The sequence below is a fragment of the Flammeovirga sp. AWQ4_249 genome, assembly GCF_056161045.1.
Map to the genome: position 1 here is coordinate 99,620 of NZ_JBSWYJ010000001.1, position 19,268 is coordinate 118,887.

Consider the following 19,268-nt stretch of genomic DNA (forward strand, 5'->3'; position numbering starts at 1 on the left):
ATTCATGGAGAATTCTTTAAAAGCAATAGCAAACGAACTTCTAACTTTAGAAGTCAATACAATCTTAAAAGAAAATACTACGGGCGCTAAAATGCCTGTCAATAAACGACTTGCTTTAAGAGATATCATTGAAAGATATCGAAAAAGCTTAGTCGAGTACGGTGTCTGTGAAAAAGCAAAAGGAAACCCTCCATCGATTGATGCAAGTGGAAGAGAAAAGTTTTTATTGCGATTTGAAGGAGCTGGAGAATATGCTTTTTATGAAGTCAAAAGAGCCGCAAAAGAAGGAAAGAAATACTATGAATCTCTTTTACCTAAAATGCAAACCGATGAGCAAACGGAACAATTGAAAGAGCGTATTCAAATGCTCTATAGAATAGAACGTCAAAGTTCAAATTTCATTGGGATGTTTAAACTGCAAAGGTCTGAGATGAAAATTGATACTAAACAAGGGCAAGAGGGTTTCGATGCTAAGTTTGATGAAGGTAATGTAGGTCCATATGACCCATATCCATCACAAATGGGATCTCATAAATGGAATAATGATATTTCATTACATGAGATGAATGCAGTCAATCAATTGGATTTAGAAACGGAACAGATTACACAGATTCGAAAGGCTTGGGAATTGGGCACTCAACAAGTTTTATTACAAACAGTCGTTCAAATTGATGGAGATGTTACTTCTTATTTAACACCTAAATTTGTAAAACTACCAGATGAATTACGAACTATGGTGATGAATTTTCATCAAAACTCTACCAATGAAGCAACTTCTCACTGGTCTTCTTTCTTTAAGGTAATTGCTGATTTGTCAGGAAAAGCATTCTCAACAATATTTGGTAAAAAAGAAGATTTAGTATAAAGAAGAAGTATGAAACAATGGACAAACTTTAATGCAAAACTCCAAAAAATAGCCTCTTCTTCAAAAGGTGCAGAACTCTTAATTCAAGCTTTTAAAGAAGGTGGGATTGAAGTCGTCACACCTTTACAACTGAATAATGGGAAAAGCTATGAATATAAGACGGTGATTCAATTGGATGCAGACGTAATCAATTACATTCCTAAGATTGATGATATTAGTATTCAATTGAATGCGAGTAATATCAAACGAACATTAAGAAGACATTGGTATGAAGTAGAGTTTGTCTATTTCCAATTAAAAACTAACGAAGACTTTTGGGATATTCTTGCTGATATTGCGATTGTATTGATTAATCTAATTACTTTAATTGTAACGATTGATTTTCAGAGTTTTTGGAGTTCATTATTAGGTATAGCAATGACTACTGGGATTGTCTATTTGAGAAAGAAAATCAAAAACTTTATTACTCCTTATCTTTTAAAAGGAGGATTTAAAGTATATAAATGGGTAGAACCTTTATTAAAGAAAAAATTAAAACAATTAGTTTAAACCTAAAGAATCAACCACAGCAATTACTTCAGAATCATCCACTCCTTCCAAAGAGAAAAAGCCAAAAGGGCGATCTCCAGCAGAACTAATAAAATTACTTCTTGGGTTGTCAGATGAGGAGTTTGTACCTGTTACATCAATTAAAGTATTTAATGAACGATAATAATCATAAGTGTCTCTAGTTAAAGACTTAAAATGAACTTGTATAGTGTCATTCGCAGAGAAATTATTATTAGAAAATTCTACAAAAACAGATTTACCATCAATGCCTTGATCTGTATATACAGGAATTTTATTACTTGTTATTAAAATAAATTGCCCATTAATTTTTCTTGATACTTTCCAACTATAGTAATTACGCTCTTCGATAGGATCTGTGAAATATATTCGTAATACATATTCTCTAGCGTCTGTATCACTCGTCCTAAACCTTATTTTATCGATTGGTACTACCGATGGCATAGACATTTGTGCTTGATATAAAGTATCGGGTGAAGTCAAACCTCCAGGCAAATAAACGGAAAAGAAATACCTGTCATTTGCTGTTAATGAAACTTCTCTTTGTGCTTCATAAACAGCACCTACCGGTAAAGTGGTTATATAATTATAGGAAAATGAACGTTCTGAATTAGAAAGTACAACAGATGCATTTTCAATAGCTGGGAAGTTGATTGTATCATTAAAGTTTAATGATTTTGAAAGGATAACTCTGGATATAGTATTACTTTCGGAGATATTTGCATCAATAATTGTTGCAGGTTCTCCACTAGGTAGATCCAAGATAATTGGTTCTTCACAGGCAGTTAAAAAAGTAATGGCTAATATGATCAGGCTATGCCACTTCATTCACATTAAAATTTAAAATTGTAGCTAAACGAAGGCAAGATACTAAATAAATAAACTTTTACCGTTTCTAGCTCTGTAGGATTGTTCTTTTGACTTCTGAATATATATGAAAAAGTATTTTTTCTAGCGTAAACATTATAAATAGAGAAGTTGAAACTACTTTCATTTTTTTTCTGTTCATTCATTTTTCGATAAAAAGTCAATGAAATATCTAAGTGATGAGTACTCGGAAGTCTAGCCCCATTTCTATCTCCATAAATTGGAACAACGTAACCTTCTTTGTAATATTTACCTACTGGAGCAGTATAAGGACGTCCGGATGCATAGTTCCAAACAGCAGAAAACTGGATTTGTTTTGTGATTTGATACGATGCGAGAATGTTGAAAACATGTCTTTGATCTTGATTTGTTGGGTACCAATCACCATTATTGATTTGGTCGACTTGCATATAAGAAAAGCTGTAGGTATAAGATACTGAACCCGTCAATTTTCCTTTCCTCTTTCTAAATAAAGATTCAACACCATAACTTTTCCCAATTCCTGATGTAACATCCGTTTCCACATGATCTGTTACTACATATCTTCCATTAGGTTTAAACTCTAATATACCAGTGGAATTTTTGTAATAATAGTCCAAAGAAAAGTCATACATATTTTTTTTGAATTTCAATAAATAACCAACAGAATACTGATTATTGATTAAAGGCTCGATGTATTTATTTGAAGGAATCCATACACCCGAGTTACTTGGTAAGGTTGTTAATGCAAGTTCTTGAGAGTATTGCGTCAATCGATCATAAGCCAATCGTAAAGATTGATTCGGAGTTAAGGCAACGCTGATAGAAAATCTTGGATCAAAATTTTGATAATTATGATCAAACTCAATACCGCTATTCCTTACTGTATCAATAATATTTCCATCAGAAATACTGTCAGAAAGTTGAGTATACGGCTCAATATCATAGACATACTCTCTTTCATTTTTGACATTGTCAAATCGCGAATAACGTAAACCTAAACCAATTTTTATTTTTTGATTAAAGTTCCATTCAAAATCAGTAAATACGCCCGTTTCTAAGGCTCTAATATCCTGAGGTTCGTTAGGTGTAATAATTGACTCTTCATCATAAGGGGTTATACTACCTTGATTATAAGTGTGTAAAGTGCTTTCAAACCCTGATTTTAAAGTGATGTTAGGGGATAAATACTGTTCAACTCTATATTTTAAACCATAATCATTAAGATCATAAGTTGTTTTATAGCTAGTTTCTGGAATATCATTGACAATGTTGGAAACATCATATTTTGTAAACCAAAAAGTAAGTTCGCTATAAGCTTTTGGAGAAAGGAGGGAGGTCCAAGCAATATTAGCGGTGTTATTTCCCCATTCACTTGATGATATATTTTGATAAGACAATTCATCTCTACTCAAATAGCTAGAAAGGGTAATAGCATTTTTTTGATTGATCTGATACTTAAATTTTGTACTTACATCATAAAAAACTACCGTATTGATTTCTCCAGAAGATCCTGAAGATAAAAGATCGACATAAGGACGTCTACCTGAGATAATAAAAGAAGCTTTATCTTTTGCAATTGGACCTTCTATAGTAGCGTTGGCTGACATCGTGCCAATTCCACCAGAAACTCTAAATTTCTGATTATTTCCTTCTTTCAAATGGACATCAATTACAGAGGAACCTCGACCACCATATTGAGAGGGGATACCACTTTTATAAGTTTGAACAGTTTTTAAGGAGTTTGTATTAAAAATAGAATAGAAACCTAAACTGTGGGTAGCGTTATAAATTGGAACATTATCTATTAAAAATAAATTTTGATCTGTACCACCACCACGCACTGAGATTTCACTACTTCCTTCATTGGCAGGTTTAAAACCAGGCATTAATTGAAGTGATTTCATAACATCTCCTTCACCTAAAATCAAAGGAAGTTCATTAGTTGCTTCGGGAGTAATTGTAGTAATATTACTTAATTGTAAAATACCTTCGTAAACCTCTGAGTTACTTGATAATACTACAATTTCTCGTAATTTAGTTTCTTGAATATCTAGACTGAAATTTAAATCTTGACTATTCTCCACTTGTATTAAAGTATCTAACGGTTGAAAACCAAGGGATTTTACCGAAACATGGTATTTTCCTTTTGGTACCGAAATAGAATAGAATCCATTAAAGTTACTTACCGTACCGATATCTATGTCTTCAAAAAAAACTGTTGCTCCAATAATTGTTTCTTTGGATTGACTATCTCTGATGATACCATTAATTGGATATTTAGTGAGTCTTCGTCCTTCTTTTGAATCTAAAGGAATTCTGACCACTTTGATGATTACATCATTTCCTTCTTTTCGATAAGCTAAATATTTACCAGTAAATAATTGATCCAAAACGTCTTCTACCGTTGCATTATCTTTTTTGTAGGAAAATTTGTTGGCAACAGGAAGGTTATCATCACTGTAGATAAAGTTGAGGTCACATTTTTGAGAAAGGTAGAGTATAGCATCACTATAACTGACTTTAATAAAATTAAAATCATAGACTTTCGTCTCTTTTTCTTGTGCGTTAATTGTCGTAATAAGCAAAAAAAAGAGTAGTAAGAGTAGGAAGATATATTTAGCTCTGTAAGTCAAAGGTTAGTGTTAATAAAATATCCTATCAAAAAATATATATAAAGGTATTCTTTTTTGAGTAATAAGAATACCTTTATTCAGAATGATTTATCAAAAATAGCTTTTCTTCCTTAGTTTTCTATTGTTTTTCCTAAGAGTGAAGATAAAGCCGTAATTCTTTCTTTTTCTTGTTGTCTTTTTTCTAATACTACTGCCTCAGAAGCTCGAACGGTACAATCCACAGAAGGGCATCGTTCACAAGTTTCATTGACAAATTCCATTCTCACCTTTTCAGATTGCCATAATTTAGACTTTTCCTTGAAATTGTCATTGATCAAGAACCCAATAGTAATACTTGTATCCACTGTTTCTTCCACTAATGGAACTTGTCTTGCAACACTAATACAGAAATACTCTTTTCCAGAAGTGATATAACGAGAAGTCTGAGCATCACAGATATATTTATCTTTTTTACCTTCCAATCTTGTTTGTTCAAGATCTTCAAAGATTTTTAATGAAACCCATCTTCTACAATAATGTTCACTTAAAACAGTACCGTGTGGACTGTGTAATCCATCCAAGTGTAATTCTTTTGTCAACGAATATCGGTTTGAGCCCGGTACATGATCTAAGCGTAAAAAGAATATTTTACTTAAACCAAAATGCTTTGGAAGAATACTTGTTAAACGGTATAAGAATGTTTCTGGTGAAGTATTGTGCTTTCGAATCAAGTCTAAAATTCCTTGGTTTGAGAAAGTATTACTCTGAATGATTTCGCCAACATCTTTGACTAACTCTTCTTCAGGAACTAATAATGCACCAGCGAAATATGTTGCCATGTAATCATTGTAGAGCATATCAAAAGACTCTACTCTCATCCAAGAATAAGTGTACGATCTTTCTTGGAGTTTTAATACTTGAAAAGCGGCTTCTCTAGCAAAAATAAAAGTACGTCTTCTTTCATTGAGCTTTTTATTGATCATCAAGACATGCGTACCATCTTCTTCTACTTTAAGTGCACTTCTTAGTGAGTCCAAAGAAGTATGATGAGATAGGCTATCTTCGTCTATTTTATAATTACAAAAAGTAGTAAGATACTGACGTAGTTGTAACTCCAAAGGTTTTTCAGGATCTATAATTTTTCTCCTAAATTCTTTTGCAGCTACTTCAATTTCTTCAAAATAATTATCATGTATTTCTTGATATGATCTTAAAACTGAGAAGTAGAAGTTCTCAACTGTTAGGTTATAATTTCTTGAAATTTCAACAATTGTATTGACAAAAGCAGATAATTTTGAAGGGGCATCTGACATTAATTCCAATAGGTTTCTAGGTTCTAAACCAAAGACATCTAAAGGTAATTCTTGTAGAATGTTAGAGTTTAATAACTTTGAAATAGCGCCCAGTTTTTTTGAAATTTTCAAAGACACTAATTCGTCATAAGAAATCTTTAAAGCAGCAGCTAGAGAAGTAATTTTATTTCTTTTAGGGTACTTTTTTCCCTTTTCAATTTCGTTGATGTAAGAGACAGACATTTCTGCCTTTTTCGCTAATTCTGATAAAGACAATTTTTGCTCTTGTCTATACATTCGGACTTTAAGACCGAAAATTAGACGAATATTTTCTTCTAATATCACAGGATATATTTGACTTTACTTGGTTTCTATTTCATTATATTAAGTCGAAAACTACACTAAGTAGCAACAGTTCAAGATGTTCAATAGTGAATTTCTAGACCTAATTCCGAAGATTAATCACAAAAATAGTATAGATTTAATAAAAAATCGGATTTTTTGCGAAATTTCGCTTTCATTTAGTATTTCGTTTTCTTAGATTTGTAATAACAATTAACAAAACACTGATTTGTTACTGTAAGAAATTCTACTCAGTAAGATATTTTACGCTGATAATCAGATATATAATTTTTCGTTTTCAAAAAAAAGGCTACCTTTTCAGAAGGTAGCCTTTTTTATGTCTGAATATCTATGATGCAAAGAAGACAAATAATCCACTGACAAAGACTAATAATCCAGCTGCTGCGACTGTTGCAGTTCCATAAGCAACAAGGTCTTTTGCGATGTTTGCTCTTTTTGGACTTATCACAGCTTTAGAATGTCTTGTAGCAAAGGCAACTCGTATTCTATTTTTTTTCTCAACAGGCCAAGAGACCATATCAGTACTCATCTCCACGACCAAATCAAAATCTTCTCTAAGTTCATGATCGATTGTTAACCTTCGCAATAAGGTTTGGCTTTCGACGCTGCTCAGTTTACCTTCTAGGTAATCTTCAATGATCTCAAAGTTTTGAAATGTGATGGATTCTATGGTTTTCATGGTTATTCTTGGGTAGTACGGTTTATATGTATGAGAAGATAATCAAAACAAACCATACTTTATAATTTATTTATGACGTTCTTCCAATATTTTCGTCACATCTTCTAAACTGTAACCTTTAGCTCGTAATAGTACAATATAATGGTACATTAAATCTGCTGCTTCATTTAAGAATAACTCCTCATTGTCATCTTTTGCTTCGATAACAAGTTCGACCGCTTCTTCACCAACTTTTTGAGCGACCTTATTGATTCCTTTTGCAAACAAACTGCTAGTGTAAGAAGTGTCTGATGGAGACTCATATCTTTCTTTGATCGTTTGTTCTAAAGCTTCAAGAAATTTAATAGCCATATTGTTTTATTGTTTAGTTAACAGTAGATGTGCTCATGAGAGCCACTTATTAGTTCCAAAGTTACTGATTTATTAGATCAGAACTGAAGTTTATAAACTATAATCTATAGAAATAATGTTTTTTTATTGTTTTAAATAAATTTTTTAGAAAATGCTGGTGAATTTTCAATGTATTATTTCTAAAAATAATCTAACAAGCGACTTCTTACTAATAAAACTGATAAACAGGCTTTTTGGTTTCAATCAATTTTGCAACCTTTGCAGAAATAATAAAAAAAATCAAAGTTCTATTCTATTTTGGGTAGACTCTTAATATAAAAGATTTAGAATATGGCACTTAATACAAGAGTATTCGTATCAGATGTTGATAACTTAGGAGATGGTAGATATTGTGCAGGTATGGGCGTAGAGTTAATTGGATTTCCAATTGAAGCTTCTCATGCACGCTTTGTTTCTCCAGATAAATTCAAAGAGATCGCTAGCTGGTTGGCTGGGATTAAATTTGCAGGAGAAATTTATGAAACTGCTGAGATCAATTTAGAGGACTACGAAGCAATTGATGTTTTAGTGACTGATAACGCAGCTTTAGTCAATGACTTATCAAAATTAGGTAAGCCAGTTATCTTTAAAATTAAAGTAAATAAGCCTTTAGCTGATATCGAACAAGAAATGTCTTTATTGGATCATCAGGTAGAGATGTTCTTATTAGAGTTTGAGGAAGAATTAACAGAAGAGATTTTAAATCAAGTAAAAACATTTACAGAAGAGTATAAAATCTTACTTTCTGGAGGTTTTGATGAAAATACAATCGAAGGAATCTTAGAAGATGTAAAACCTGAAGGAATTGCATTAAAAGGAGGTTCTGAAGTTTCAGTAGGCGTAAATACTTTTGACGGTTTAGTGGAAGTTTTGGAAGCTATTGAAGCTGATGAGTGGGATTAATTTCTTACAGAATGAAAAGTAGAAAGGCATTGAATTTGATTAATTTTGAATTCAATGCCTTTTATTTTTTGATTACCTTTAAGTATGTATTTAGAAACCTGGAATAAATTAAGAGAACGCTTCGAAATAGAGGAAGAGTACAATCCTCCAACATTTGGAGATGCAAGAGATAAACTATCTCAGTATTTTGAGCATTTATTAAGAAATGATTCTTCAAAATTGATGAATGGACTATATCGAATTGATGTCAAAGAAGATTTGGTCAAGGAAGCTTTTACCTTGGGGAGTATCGAAGATATTGCAGATGCTTTAGCACGTCTTGCCGTAAAAAGGGAATGGGAGAAGCAAAAAATGAGAGAAAGGTGGTCTAATATGTAAGCTATGAACTGGAAAATTGCCATTAAAGATTATGCTCTTTACCTAAGGCTTGAAAGAGGTATGTCAAAAAATACCATTGAAGCTTACCTAAGAGATGTTTCTAAACTGACAGAATATATAGAGTTAGTAGGAGTAGAGCTACATCCTTCAACGACAACACGAAAAGATATGGTGGCTTTTATTGTCTATTTAGATCAAGAAATTCACCTTTCAACACGTAGTCAAGCAAGAATATTATCAGGTCTAAAATCTTTTTATAAATATCTAAATGAGTCAGACCAAACGGATAACAATCCGGTAGAATTGATCGAAACACCTCGTTTAACCCAAAAGCTGCCAGATACTTTAGAGGTAGAAGAAATTGATAAATTAATAGAAGGTATCAATCATAACACCTATGAAGGTAGGAGAAATCATGCCATTATAGAAGTACTTTACGGATGTGGATTAAGGGTTTCTGAGTTGATTAATTTGACTTTGGATGGACTATTTTTAGCTGAAGGTTTTATTAAAGTAATTGGTAAGGGAAATAAAGAACGATTTGTGCCAATAGGAGAGGAAGCAGCTCATCAAATTAATTTATATCTAGAGCATGATCGTATCACAAAGACTCCCAAAAAAGGATCTGAAAACATTATTTTCTTAAATCGTAGAGGAGCAAAATTGACAAGAGTAATGATTTTTACTATTATTAAAAGATTAGCAGAAGAAGTGCAATTGGGAAAAAATATTAGTCCACATACGTTTAGACATTCCTTTGCTTCTCATATGGTAGAAGGAGGTGCTGATCTTCGGGCTGTTCAAGAAATGTTAGGACATGAGTCAATTACAACAACTGAAATTTATACTCACTTAAATAAAGAATATTTACAGCAAGTGATCACTGAATTTCATCCAAGAGTTCAATAAAAAAAAGGGAGAAAAGTAGTTGATGCTTTTCTCCCTTTTTTGATATGAATTATTGCAGCCTTATTTACTAGGCATAGGATAGAGTTCTGTATTTTTCTTAGTACCTCCTGCCGAATTTTTGAAACGTTTCCATTGTAAAGATTCAGCTCTTGTTGCAGCCTCTTTTACTTCATTATCGATCACTTTATTTAAGAAATCAACATCTTCTTTCTTTTGAAAAGCTTCTAATAAATAATCATCTGTTTCTTGCATCCAATCCATTAATGCAATGCGCATTTTTTGAATTTCATCTTGATAAGCGGGGTCGTTGATCAAATTATTCAAAGTATTCGGATCTTTTTCCAAATCGTAAAATTCTTCTAGTGTTCTATTGTTCAAGAAGTCAAATCTTGCTTTCACGTCAGCATTAGTTTCTGCCATTTTTTTCATCACTTTATAAGAAGTGTGAGACATTGCAGCACTTTTGAAAGTATATTTTCCAGTAGCCCAAGGACTGAATACATAATTGTATTTTCCGTTAATCACACCTCTCATTGGTCTTGGAATTCCACCCGCATTTTCATTGTATTCAACAAAAACATATTCCTTGTCTTTTTTCAACTTTTTGTCTTCCAATAAATTTTTGAAAGAGTCACCTTGTAAATGATCGCCCGCTTTGATATCAAGAATATCTAGAATTGTAGGCATAAAATCTACCGCTGAAATAAGGTTTTCTTGGTTTATTGATCCTTCAGAAATATGATTTGGCCATGACATAATCCATGGAGTACGCACACCATTTTGGTACAAAGAAGTTTTTGCAAAAGGTAAAGCCATACCATGATCTGATAAGAAAATTACCAATGTATTTTCTCTCATTCCATTCTTTTCTAAAGAAGTCATTAATGCACCAAAACAATCATCTGCTCTTTTGACAGAATTGTAATAGTTGGTTACTTCTTGTTTGATTTTTGGATGTTTTGGAAGGAATTCTGGAATTGTTACCTCAGATTTTTGATAGAGCGTAGAAGGATCTGGATCAATATATCCTTCCTTCTTTGTTCCTGGATCATTGTGAAATAGTTTGTGAGGGTCTGCAATATTGACGACACAGTAAAAAGGTTTATCTTCCTTTTTTACTTTTGTCAATAACTCATCCATACTTTCTTTATACTTGGCTGCAGTACGTTTTTCATTCCCTTTAAACTTACCTACATAATCCCAAACATCTATCATTTTGGGGGATAAACTAGTATCTACCATTTTATTAACTACGGCGGTAAAATAACCATTATCCTCTAATACTTCTGGTAGAGATTTATGTTTGAAATCCACATAATAAAACCCTCTCATTCCACTAGAGTGAGGATACATACCCGATTGAATGACTCCACGAGAAGGAGAACAGTTTGGAGACTGAACATAAGCATAATTAAATTGTTTACCTGATTGGGCAAAGGCATCAATATGTGGAGTGATATTTTGAAGTTTTTCTCCATAAACACCTACTGAATTCCAGTTCATGTCATCTACGGTCACTAACAAAATATTAGGTCTCGAAGTAGGTTGCTTATCACGGCCAAAAGTAATTAGGTTTGTCAATAAAAGCAGTGATAAGCTAATTCCAAAAAAGCTCTTTCCTTTCATAATCATTTCAATTTTTAAAAAATCTTTATGTTTCAAATGTAGAGATACTACACATGAATTAGGTTTAATAATCATCCAAAAAGGATTGTTCATGATGAAACACACCTTGGTCAGCTTGTCCACAAACTTAATTATTAATGTTTTAGGTAGAAATGATTTTAGAAGAGATTATTGGGAGATGTAAAGAATCGTAGACTATTACATAAAAAATAGTACAAAAAAGCCCAAGGATATTCCAAGGGCTCTTCATGAAAAAAAGATGTAATTCTTATAATACAGCGATTTTTTCACGGATATACTTAAGTGTATTCAATTCCGTTTCAGTAACACCACGACCATCATTTGCAGAGTTAAATAGATCTTCTACTTCGTCCTTAGAGATTCTTCCTTCACCTCTACCAGTTGTATGCTCTTTTGCTAAGTCTAACAACTCTTTTTCGTATCTATTGCCTTCGATTGTTACGTATGCCGTAATAAAAAATTAGTTTGTTTAAAGAATAAAATTAGTGAATAGATTATAGATGTATTGGTTTATCTAATCAAAATTAATTTAATAGTATTTTTTTTAGAATACCATATTCTTAGCCGTTTTAGTTTAATGAGTAATCATATATACTTACCTATTATTAGCTATATAAATTAGTATTGGATAAGTACTGAGTAAAAAGTTTAAAGAAAATACCCCACACATTATTTTATAAAATAGAAGGTCTGATTCAGCATTAAATAATAAGAAAATAGAAATAAGAATGGGAAGTAGAAAGGTTATCCATTGGATAGCTTTGATCGGAACAAAGAAAATGATAAAGTTTAGAATGAATCCGAGTACAGCCCAAATCAAAACTATTACCGCACTCATATCATGAAGTAAAGGCTGCTTAAATAGGATACAATTAATGATGATATTCACTAATGTGATGCCAATATTAATGAGAAGGAATTTTTTAAAATTAGTCATTAGCGTAATATAAGCGTAGCCGTTTTGTTTGATTATCAATCTACTTTAAAAGTAATGTATTTTCTATTCAACTTTTACAAAAATAAAGAAAGGTTAAAAATATGGTCGCTGATCTAAGTAATAATGAACTAAAACAGAGCATATGAGCCCTTTTGACCAGTTTTGCACCCATTGTTCACCTTTATGCAACAATATTAAACCCTTTTTAATGAGCGAATAATCAACTTGCAATCGTCAACAATCAGACAACAATAATTAATGCTGACTACTTATAGCATATTATAGAAATTAAGAATGTGTGACTACTTTTTAAGAAAGAAAAAAGAAATTAAATATAGCAAGTATGAAAAAGAATGTATTACTCATCTTGCTTTTACTTTTCCAATGTGGAATCGTATTAGCACAGAAACCTGTTAAAACTACAGGGCAATTTGGAGAGAGGAGACCTCAAGATCCTTCAACAGTTCCTGTTACAAAAGCCTCTTCTATTGACAAAGACTTTAGAGTAGGACCATTTGTACAACCTGAAAAATTAACATCTTCTGAAAATGAAGTTATCCTACAAGAAGGATGGAAATTATTGGAAGAAGAAAAATTAAAATATACAGGCTTTTTATTATCAGAAACAGACTATGATGATCAACACTGGTATGACGCTACTGTTCCAGGTACTGTGTTGACAACATTAGTGAATGAAAAAGTCTACCCTGATCCATATTTTGGATTAAATAATACTTTAATTCCAGATGATTTATCAAGAAAAAACTGGTGGTACCGTACTACTTTTAAAGTAGACCCATCAAAAGCTGGTGATAATATTTATTTAGTGTTTAACGGTATTAATTACCGTGCAATTGTGTGGTTAAATGGTCAAAAAGTCGGTCAACTTGACGGTGCTTTTGTAAGAGGTAAATTTGAAGTGTCAGACTTTATTAATGGTGATAAAGAAAATGCTTTAGCAGTTCAAATTTTACCTCCACCTAACCCCGGTATTCCTCAAGAAGCACATTTAAAAGACAGAGGTAGAAATGGTGGTCAACTTTGTTTGGATGGCCCAACATTTATTTCTTCAGAAGGATGGGACTGGATTCCTGGTATTCGTGATAGAAATATTGGTATCTGGCAAGATGTGAGAGTGCGTTATGAAGGTGCTGTTGCTATTCAAAATCCATTTGTAATTACGGATCTTAACTTACCAGAAAATACAAAGGCGGCTTTAACGATCCAATCTTCTTTTGAAAATAGTTCTTCTAAGAAAATTAAGGCTACGATCGAGGCGAAAATTGAGAAAAATGTAGTGACTAAAACTGTTGAAATTGCTCCAAATTCAACAATGGAAGTTACTTTTACTCCAGAAGAATACAAGAAATTAACGATTAAAAATCCTCGTTTATGGTGGCCAAATGGCTATGGTGAGCAAGAATTATATAATTTAGAATTAACAGTGAAAGAAGCTGATAAGGTTCTAGATGCGAAAACAGTACGATTTGGTATTCGTGAACTTACTTTTGGTTTAACAGTTGATACAGAAAAAGAACAAAATGTAAGAATCAATTATAATCCAATAGATGATACTGCGGAAACACATTTCTTAAATAATAGAGAGCCAAGAAAAGAGCTTCAAGGGGTATTTGTACCAAAATTAGCGGAAGGTTTTTCTATTGATCAATTTGAAAAAGGAGAAGATACTCATCTTAATCCTTACTTAGTAATCAAAGTAAACGGAACACCAATCTTTATCAAAGGTGGTAACTGGGGTATGGATGATGGTATGAAACGTACGGAAAGAAACCGTATGGAACCTTATTTCCAATTACACAAAGATGCTAACTTCAACTTAATTCGAAATTGGACAGGTGAAAGCACTGAAGAGGTATTTTATGAATTAGCCGATGAATATGGTATGTTGGTATGGAATGACTTCTGGTTGTCTACTCAGGATTACAATTTATTGCCTAATGACTATGATTTATTCATGGACAATGCAAAAGACGTAGTTTTAAGATATAGAAATCACCCTTCACTTGCGATTTGGTGTCCACGTAACGAAGGTTATGCTCCAGTAGAATTAGATACTGAATTATCTACTTTAGTGACAAAATATGATGGTACACGTTTCTATCAAGGAAATTCAAGAAACTTAAATTTAAGAAACTCGGGTCCTTGGCATTACTTTCCAGATCAAAAATTCTATCCTGAAAAGTCAGCATTTGGTTTTTCAACAGAATTAGGAACTACTTCAGTTCCTACGGCTGAATCAATGCGTAAGATGATGGCAGAAGAGGATTTATGGCCGATAAGTGATGCTTGGGCATACCATGATTTCCACTGGGGACAAGAAAAATATGTGAAACATATCGACGAATTATACGGTACCGCTACTGATATCGATGATTTCTGTAGAAAAGCACAATTCGTAAATTATAATAGCCATAGAGCTATGTTTGAAGCTTGGAATTCGAAGTTATGGAACAATACAACAGGTTTATTATTATGGATGACACATCCAGCTTGGCCAAGTACAGTATGGCAAGTATATTCTTGGGATTATGAAACTTTCGGTTCTTATTTTGGCTCAAAAGTAGCATCTGAGCCACTTCATATTCAAAAGAACATCTCTTCAGGTTTTGTAGAAGTGATCAATGCTTCATCTACTGACTTAAACAATGCAGTAGCAAAAGTAGAAGTATTTGATATTACAGGTAAAACATTAAAAACTGCTCAAGTAAATGTTACGCTTGCATCTAACAGTATGCAAACTGTTATTGAGGAGGACTTTTCATCAGATCAAAATGCAGTTCATTTAGTAAGGTTGACATTAGAAGATCGTAAAGGGAATAAAATTTCAGTCAATGAATATTGGGAAACTACAAAAGGTGGTAATTTCCAAGCGATGAATGCTTTGTCAAATATTGATTTGACTACTGCAGAAGCTTCTCGTGATAAAGACTTCATTTATTATGAAATCAAAAATGAAACAAATACACCGGCATTAAATGTGAAGTTGAATGCATTGGATGTAAATACAAATGAGTTGGTATTACCTGCGTATTTCTCTGAAGGTTATTTCACATTATTACCAGGTGAATCTCGCACTGTGAAGTTAAACAAGCATAACTTAACGAAAGAAGTGAAACTAAGAGTAACAGGTTATAATGTTGCAAAATCAGTCTCACAAGCGAAGAAAACGAAATAGTAAAATAGAATACAGTTATATATTGCTTAAAAGGTGAAGTAGTGCTTACTTCACCTTTTTTTATTTCTTTTTACCCATGGCAAAACTTCTAGAAATATTAAATCCTAGACGAATGTCTCCTGCAAAGAAGTCGTCGGTAGTTTCAGCAATAAAACCTTTTTCAATCATTGGTCTACTATTCGTAACATGTAATTGGAATACATGACCTCCTGTCTCTATATCAAAACCAATCGCTAAAGAATTATAAAATATATCATCTGTTGCATTCAAACGTGGATAATATTCTAGATTAAGAGAGACTCTATTACTCAGTTTGAAACGTCCTCCAATACCTAAAGCGATGACATCTTGATCCGTTTGAATAGGATTGGTAAGATTGAAATGAATCAATGTTGGCATTAATTGTAGGGAAATTCCTTCGCTGAATTTTCGAGCAATTAGAAGTTGTGTAGTGTAGGACAATCGATTATTAAATGTTTCGAAAATAGGATTGTCTAATGTAACAATAGCAGTGGAAGCAAAAATAGTTAGTGACAAAGGCATTCCTAAGCCTTTATTTTTTTGCTTTAGAAGTTGATATTTTAAATAACCATCATACGTTTTCTCATATGAACTTCTGCCGATACCAATGGTAAATCGGTCAGTTAAACCATAGTTTAATCCAAGACGAATATTGGATTGATCAAGGCCCCATAATTCATAGGCTCCAGAACTAATTTCACCAAAACGGTGAGAGATCAAAAACTCTAATTCTTTTTTACCTCGAGTTTCTACAGTATGTCCATTGATCAGCCTCGTACCTTTAAAAGTAGCATATACATAGGGATTTTCAGTTTGATCTTCTTGTTCTTCAAGAATATTCAAAAGGTCATCCTGTGCAGTACAAATTGTACTGAAGAATAAAAAGATGGTGAAGAGATAGTATGTTTTCATTTTTTGAATGTGAAATTGGAGGTAACCTCTACTTCTTCCGCAATTTTATTAAACATGATACTTGGTATTTTTATTTTAAAATCCTTGAGAGCAACCATGAATTTTGTATTTGCTTTGATTTGAGTGTCATTGATTTCAATGATAATTGAAGAGGTAGTTTGCTTTGTTTTTCCATGGATATAAAGGTCGCCTGTAACCGATAATTCATATTTTCCGTTTGTACTATAATCTATTTTTTCGGAGAGTGTTCCCTTGAAAGTAGCTTTAGGGTATTTTTCAGATTCAACATAGTTTTCATTGAAATGTTCTTCCATGAGTTGATTTTTAAACTCAAAACTTGTCATCAAAATGGATACAGCCACTTGATTTTTAACTGTATCTATGATGCCCATAGCTTTATGACTTGTCGCTGTTATTTCTTCAATTGGAGCATCGGAAAAAAAGATAATTTCGCCTTCTTTGTCCAAAATATAGTCCTGTGCTTGTCCCTTTTGCGTTAGAATAAGAAAAGAGACAAACATATATAGACTTGTCAATAGATATTTTGAAGTTTTCATAATCTATTCTGGAACAGCATCACGAACATAAGCGAATCCACCTGTTCTATCACTTGACCAAGAAGTGAAACGGATATTCAAATAGATATCATCTTCAATTAAATGAACAACCAAATTACGACCTACAGCCTCTTTCGGTTTTACAATGCTTCTGAAGTTTCCAAAAGTCAAATTTTCTCTATTCTCTTTATCACCAATCGCCCATGCTGTACCTACAGGGCTATTATTTTTGTTATAAGATGAGTTGACTTTAATATTAAAAATTTGTCCTCCATCATTTCCTCTTGTTATCCAAACATTGTCAGTAATTCGATCTTGATTGCTAACATCATTTGGATTTGCATTATTATTTTTTGTAAATGTGACTTGATCATCCTCCACACCATTGGTTGGATTCGTTGGTGTATTCGTATTTGTTGGATTAGGGTCAGCCGATTCACTTTCACAAGATGAAAAGCCGATCAAAAGTAGAAATGCAATTTTGTAGATAGTCTTCATAACGTAGATTGATATTTGATTACAAGTTATTAACCTCATAATGTGAGCTTTGTTTTGAAATGGTCTTAATGTTTTGGATATCAATAGGTTTAATTTCTGACCGAATAGGTGAATAAGCTGTTTAACTAAAGAAATGATATTTCAATTTATAGCTTTCAAGAATACATTTGAAAGGAACAGTCTAACTACTATTGACACTATTTAATATAGAAGCTATGAAAGAAATGATAATGAAATTGCTTTTGATTTTATGTTTAATGAATATAAAGGTATTGGCTCAAAAGAAAAGCTATTTGCCAGAAGCAAAAAATGAACAGATAAATGGGTGGATTGAGCAGTATTCTTCTTTTATAAGATTAGATGATGAAACAAAACAAGAAATATTCACGCTTTACAAAAAAAGGTTTCTTGAAAAAGACAGCATACATAATGTTACTTCATTAACGGCAAATGAAAAATTAAGGTTAAAGAAAGAAGTGGATCAAAAAACGAATAAAGTTTTGCAAAATCTTTTGTCAGCTGAAGATTTCTTAAATATTCGCTGTTTTCATTTGACCATTTTTCGATTGAAAAAAATTAGTTTTATCACGGATTTGGGAGATATCCAAAGAGAAAGACTTTTGTATGCAATGAGAGATATGAGATATAAAAATTCTCTTTTAATTATGGAATATGGAAAAAATAATCCCACGATTAAGGATAAAATGAGAGAAAATCGCCAACATTGTTCTTATGTTGAACAACAAGTATTTTCCGATGAAATGTATAAACATCTTTATAAGTTAAATTTACTAACGGTGGTAGATTGGTCAAATACCAATTTAGAAGAAGCATTTACAGAGAATGTGTTGGAAGGATATAATATCTTAGAACCAGATCAAATCAATCGTTAGGCTGCTAATAAGCACGATTGCTAGATTCTCAACCATTATGCAACATAATTCAACCTTTAAAAAGGAGGAATACAATACCTTTGGACTATAATTATCGAACTAATCAAACTTTGAAATGAAATATATAATTACAATCGTATTTATCAGTTTAGGTAACTTATTATTTGGCCAAGACCTAATTTACAAGCCTATTCAAGGAGGTGTTAATGTAGACTTCGAACAAGGAGAAACTACATTGAAACAAAGAAAAGCAATGCCTGGAAAAGGAAAAAAAGGAGTTGAAGGATGGTATATCTTATATGCGAACTCTTTTGCTAAAGAAAAGATGAGTATTACAGATAAGCAAGCTCATTCAGGAAGTCATTCTTTAAAAGTGTCAACAAATGCTGAAGCAAAAGTGCTTTACAAAGGGATGATCAAAAATGATCCTATTAAAATTAAAAGCCCAGGTAAATATCAGATCTCTTATTGGATCAAAGCATCTAAACCAAATGCAACAGTAAAGATTCAAGTATTTACCTCAAAAGATGCAAAAGAGCAAGATAGAAAATTAGATGCTCAAGGTAAAAACTTTGCATTAAAGAATCCTAAGCCTGCTGTTCAAGATTTTAAAGTAACAACAGAATGGAAACAGATCAAAAAACAAGTAGTTGTTTCTAAGAAAGATCTTAAAGAAGGTTTTGTATACATTACTCCTTCTTTATTATTGGGGAAAACACCAAATACTACTTTTTACATCGATGATCTAGGAATAGAATACGTCATGAAAAAAGTATCGAAGTAAGACTATCAATTTTTTA

17 protein-coding genes and 1 pseudogene are annotated in these 19,268 nt (G+C 32.3%); 8 read left to right on the plus strand and 10 right to left on the minus strand.

The window, feature by feature from the left end:
• Positions 1 to 4 precede the first annotated feature (4 nt).
• Positions 5 to 865, plus strand: a complete 861-nt coding sequence (locus tag ACXAHM_RS00430) for a hypothetical protein (RefSeq protein ID WP_474958413.1) — start codon at positions 5 to 7, stop codon at positions 863 to 865.
• A gap of 9 nt (positions 866 to 874) precedes the next feature.
• Positions 875 to 1,414 carry a hypothetical protein gene (locus ACXAHM_RS00435; RefSeq protein WP_474958414.1) on the plus strand — a complete coding sequence of 180 codons (540 nt, stop codon included), beginning with the start codon at positions 875 to 877 and terminating at the stop codon, positions 1,412 to 1,414.
• Here the strand turns inward: ACXAHM_RS00435 and ACXAHM_RS00440 are convergent.
• From ACXAHM_RS00440 to hisE, 5 genes and pseudogenes are all read right to left on the minus strand, one after another.
• Complete coding sequence (locus ACXAHM_RS00440) at positions 1,406 to 2,260, minus strand: DUF4249 family protein (protein WP_474958415.1); 855 nt, start codon at positions 2,258 to 2,260, stop codon at positions 1,406 to 1,408. The two genes, ACXAHM_RS00435 and ACXAHM_RS00440, sit on opposite strands and share 9 nt — an antisense overlap.
• Positions 2,261 to 2,265: 5 nt before the next feature.
• Positions 2,266 to 4,866: a TonB-dependent receptor domain-containing protein gene (locus tag ACXAHM_RS00445; protein WP_474958416.1), complete on the minus strand. Its 2,601-nt coding sequence runs from the start codon at positions 4,864 to 4,866 to the stop codon at positions 2,266 to 2,268.
• Between the two features lie 158 nt (positions 4,867 to 5,024).
• Positions 5,025 to 6,530 carry a helix-turn-helix domain-containing protein gene (locus ACXAHM_RS00450; protein WP_474958417.1) on the minus strand — a complete coding sequence of 502 codons (1,506 nt, stop codon included), beginning with the start codon at positions 6,528 to 6,530 and terminating at the stop codon, positions 5,025 to 5,027.
• Between the two features lie 346 nt (positions 6,531 to 6,876).
• A complete protein-coding gene (locus ACXAHM_RS00455; RefSeq protein ID WP_474958418.1) occupies positions 6,877 to 7,227 on the minus strand; it encodes a hypothetical protein in 351 nt (116 codons plus the stop codon).
• A 66-nt stretch (positions 7,228 to 7,293) separates the two neighbouring features.
• Positions 7,294 to 7,566, minus strand: a pseudogene (gene hisE / locus ACXAHM_RS00460) (phosphoribosyl-ATP diphosphatase); the annotation flags it as partial.
• 342 nt (positions 7,567 to 7,908) lie between these two features.
• Here hisE and ACXAHM_RS00465 point away from each other — a divergent pair.
• From ACXAHM_RS00465 to xerD, 3 genes are all read left to right on the plus strand, one after another.
• Positions 7,909 to 8,520, plus strand: coding sequence for a hypothetical protein (locus ACXAHM_RS00465; protein ID WP_474958419.1), 612 nt, complete (start codon positions 7,909 to 7,911; stop codon positions 8,518 to 8,520).
• An 84-nt stretch (positions 8,521 to 8,604) separates the two neighbouring features.
• Entirely contained in the window at positions 8,605 to 8,898 is a 294-nt protein-coding gene (locus ACXAHM_RS00470) for a hypothetical protein (RefSeq protein WP_474958420.1), read from the plus strand.
• 3 nt (positions 8,899 to 8,901) lie between these two features.
• A complete protein-coding gene (xerD, locus tag ACXAHM_RS00475) occupies positions 8,902 to 9,807 on the plus strand; it encodes a site-specific tyrosine recombinase XerD (protein ID WP_474958421.1) in 906 nt (301 codons plus the stop codon).
• Positions 9,808 to 9,867: 60 nt separating this feature from the next.
• On the opposite strand, the gene ACXAHM_RS00480 is transcribed toward xerD, so the two are convergent.
• Together ACXAHM_RS00480 and ACXAHM_RS00485 are read right to left on the minus strand one after the other, a co-directional pair.
• The gene (locus ACXAHM_RS00480) at positions 9,868 to 11,526 is read right to left on the minus strand and encodes a sulfatase family protein (RefSeq protein WP_474958422.1); all 1,659 of its coding nucleotides are present in this window, start codon (positions 11,524 to 11,526) and stop codon (positions 9,868 to 9,870) included.
• Between the two features lie 175 nt (positions 11,527 to 11,701).
• Positions 11,702 to 11,863: a hypothetical protein gene (locus ACXAHM_RS00485; RefSeq protein ID WP_474958423.1), complete on the minus strand. Its 162-nt coding sequence runs from the start codon at positions 11,861 to 11,863 to the stop codon at positions 11,702 to 11,704.
• An 871-nt stretch (positions 11,864 to 12,734) separates the two neighbouring features.
• On the opposite strand from ACXAHM_RS00485, the gene ACXAHM_RS00490 reads away from it, so the two are divergent.
• The gene (locus ACXAHM_RS00490) at positions 12,735 to 15,587 is read left to right on the plus strand and encodes a glycoside hydrolase family 2 protein (protein WP_474958424.1); all 2,853 of its coding nucleotides are present in this window, start codon (positions 12,735 to 12,737) and stop codon (positions 15,585 to 15,587) included.
• 60 nt (positions 15,588 to 15,647) lie between these two features.
• Here ACXAHM_RS00490 and ACXAHM_RS00495 read toward each other — a convergent pair whose 3' ends face one another.
• Genes ACXAHM_RS00495 through ACXAHM_RS00505 form a run of 3 tightly spaced genes read right to left on the minus strand, consistent with a single transcriptional unit; the run spans position 15,648 to position 17,575 of the window.
• Positions 15,648 to 16,520 carry a DUF5777 family beta-barrel protein gene (locus ACXAHM_RS00495; RefSeq protein ID WP_474958425.1) on the minus strand — a complete coding sequence of 291 codons (873 nt, stop codon included), beginning with the start codon at positions 16,518 to 16,520 and terminating at the stop codon, positions 15,648 to 15,650.
• Positions 16,517 to 17,077 (minus strand): YceI family protein, encoded by a 561-nt coding sequence (locus ACXAHM_RS00500; RefSeq protein WP_474958426.1) that lies wholly within the window; start codon positions 17,075 to 17,077, stop codon positions 16,517 to 16,519. Before ACXAHM_RS00500 ends, ACXAHM_RS00495 begins: the two co-directional genes overlap by 4 nt.
• A gap of 3 nt (positions 17,078 to 17,080) precedes the next feature.
• The gene (locus ACXAHM_RS00505) at positions 17,081 to 17,575 is read right to left on the minus strand and encodes a hypothetical protein (protein ID WP_474958427.1); all 495 of its coding nucleotides are present in this window, start codon (positions 17,573 to 17,575) and stop codon (positions 17,081 to 17,083) included.
• Between the two features lie 215 nt (positions 17,576 to 17,790).
• Here ACXAHM_RS00505 and ACXAHM_RS00510 point away from each other — a divergent pair, with 215 nt between their 5' ends.
• Complete coding sequence (locus ACXAHM_RS00510) at positions 17,791 to 18,468, plus strand: hypothetical protein (protein ID WP_474958428.1); 678 nt, start codon at positions 17,791 to 17,793, stop codon at positions 18,466 to 18,468.
• Between the two features lie 115 nt (positions 18,469 to 18,583).
• Positions 18,584 to 19,252 carry a carbohydrate binding domain-containing protein gene (locus ACXAHM_RS00515; RefSeq protein ID WP_474958429.1) on the plus strand — a complete coding sequence of 223 codons (669 nt, stop codon included), beginning with the start codon at positions 18,584 to 18,586 and terminating at the stop codon, positions 19,250 to 19,252.
• The last annotated feature ends 16 nt before the right edge of the window (positions 19,253 to 19,268 follow it).

Coding starts and splice junctions, on each gene's coding strand:
- ACXAHM_RS00480 (WP_474958422.1), bottom strand. CDS start 11,526: ATGAACAATCCTTTTTGGATGATTATTAAACCTAATTCATGTGTAGTA.
- xerD (WP_474958421.1), top strand. CDS start 8,902: ATGAACTGGAAAATTGCCATTAAAGATTATGCTCTTTACCTAAGGCTT.
- ACXAHM_RS00505 (WP_474958427.1), bottom strand. CDS start 17,575: ATGAAGACTATCTACAAAATTGCATTTCTACTTTTGATCGGCTTTTCA.
- ACXAHM_RS00455 (WP_474958418.1), bottom strand. CDS start 7,227: ATGAAAACCATAGAATCCATCACATTTCAAAACTTTGAGATCATTGAA.
- ACXAHM_RS00435 (WP_474958414.1), top strand. CDS start 875: ATGAAACAATGGACAAACTTTAATGCAAAACTCCAAAAAATAGCCTCT.
- ACXAHM_RS00495 (WP_474958425.1), bottom strand. CDS start 16,520: ATGAAAACATACTATCTCTTCACCATCTTTTTATTCTTCAGTACAATT.
- ACXAHM_RS00490 (WP_474958424.1), top strand. CDS start 12,735: ATGAAAAAGAATGTATTACTCATCTTGCTTTTACTTTTCCAATGTGGA.
- ACXAHM_RS00510 (WP_474958428.1), top strand. CDS start 17,791: ATGAAAGAAATGATAATGAAATTGCTTTTGATTTTATGTTTAATGAAT.
- ACXAHM_RS00440 (WP_474958415.1), bottom strand. CDS start 2,260: ATGAAGTGGCATAGCCTGATCATATTAGCCATTACTTTTTTAACTGCC.
- ACXAHM_RS00470 (WP_474958420.1), top strand. CDS start 8,605: ATGTATTTAGAAACCTGGAATAAATTAAGAGAACGCTTCGAAATAGAG.
- ACXAHM_RS00430 (WP_474958413.1), top strand. CDS start 5: ATGGAGAATTCTTTAAAAGCAATAGCAAACGAACTTCTAACTTTAGAA.
- ACXAHM_RS00500 (WP_474958426.1), bottom strand. CDS start 17,077: ATGAAAACTTCAAAATATCTATTGACAAGTCTATATATGTTTGTCTCT.
- ACXAHM_RS00465 (WP_474958419.1), top strand. CDS start 7,909: ATGGCACTTAATACAAGAGTATTCGTATCAGATGTTGATAACTTAGGA.
- ACXAHM_RS00515 (WP_474958429.1), top strand. CDS start 18,584: ATGAAATATATAATTACAATCGTATTTATCAGTTTAGGTAACTTATTA.